Origin of the sequence: Variovorax sp. YR750, assembly GCF_900109805.1 — a bacterium.
Classification (GTDB): Bacteria; Pseudomonadota; Gammaproteobacteria; order Burkholderiales; family Burkholderiaceae_C; genus Variovorax; species Variovorax gossypii.
This window is the reverse complement of sequence record NZ_FOBJ01000055.1, coordinates 1-1,290: the sequence shown is the minus strand read 5'-3', so window position 1 is coordinate 1,290 and position 1,290 is coordinate 1. Positions and strand designations below refer to the sequence as shown.

At 70.5% G+C, this 1,290-nt stretch carries 1 protein-coding gene; it reads left to right on the top strand.

The window, feature by feature from the left end; translation table 11 throughout:
- Nucleotides 1-1,290, top strand: a 1,290-nt coding sequence (locus BMY35_RS37500; protein ID WP_177213808.1) for a polyketide synthase dehydratase domain-containing protein, incomplete at both ends; no start/stop codon positions are given.

The following is a 1,290-nucleotide window of genomic DNA, read 5'->3' as shown; positions in this document are numbered from 1 at the left end:
CGCACCATCGATGCGTGGCTGTCCAAGGGCAAGCTGCACAAGCTCGTCGAGCTGTGGGTGCGGGGACTGGCGTTCGACTGGGCGCGGCTGTACGACGGCGAAGTGACGCCGAGGCGGATCAGCTTGCCGACCTATCCGTTCGCCAGGGAACGGTACTGGGTGCCGGAAGAGCTGGCGGCGGCCACGTCGGGGAATCTCGTCAGCGAGCGGCTGCATCCGCTCGTGCACCGCAACACCTCGAGCCTGGTCGTGCAGCGCTTCAGTTCGGTGTTCACGGGGGAGGAGTTCTTCCTTGCCGACCACGTGGTGAAGGGGCAGCGGGTGCTGCCCGGGGTTGCGTACCTGGAGCTTGCGCGCGCGGCGGTGGTGCAGGCGCTGGAGCTCGCGGCGTCGCAGGCGCGGGACGTGCGGCTGGAGCAGGTGGTGTTCGCGCAGCCTGTGGTGGTGGGTAATGCGCCGGTGGAGGTGCACATTGCGCTGGTGCCGCAGGACGGTGGGTCGGTGAGCTTCGAGGTGTACACCCAGGTCGCGGGCGAGGAGGAGGCGCGGGTGCATGCGCAGGGGCGCGCGAGGGTTGCGGCGCCGGCGGATGCGCCGCGCGAGGACCTGGGGCGGCTGCGGTCGCAGTGTCCGCAGGTGTTCGCATCCGAGGCGTGCTATGCGGGCTTCGCGCGGATGGGCATCGAATATGGTCCGACGTTCCAGTCGTTGATGGAAGTCCGGGTGGGGCAGGATGCAGCGGGTCGGCTGCTGGCGGTGGGCGAGTTGGCGCTGCCGTCCAAGGTGAGCGAGTCATCCAAGGCTTTCGTGCTGCCTCCAAGCCTGCTGGATGGCGTGTTGCAGGCGTCGATGGGACTGGCGCTGGCGCAGCCGCAGGACAGGCTGTCGCTGCCGTTCGCGGTGGAGGCGGTGGAGCTGTACGGGGCGGTGCCGGAGAAGGCGGTGGCGGTGGTGCGCCAGAGCGCGGGCAGCACGATCGGCGACGCGGTGCTGAAGCTGGACGTGTCGCTGGTGGACGCCGAAGGTCGGGTGTGCGTGCAACTGCGCGGCTTCAGCAGCCGCGTGCTGGACAGCGTTGCCGGGCAGGCTGCGGCGCCTGCGCCTGCGCCTGCGAAGGGCGAGGTGGAGACGCTGCTGCTGCGCCCGACGTGGCAGGAGGCGCAACTGCCGGCGGCTGAGCCGGTGTCCTATGGCGCGCATTGGGTGGTGCTGTGCGAGGTGGGTGGCGATGCGGGGGCTGCGCTGAAGGCGGCGTTGCCGCAGGCGCGGTGCCTGCACCTGAGCGCCGAG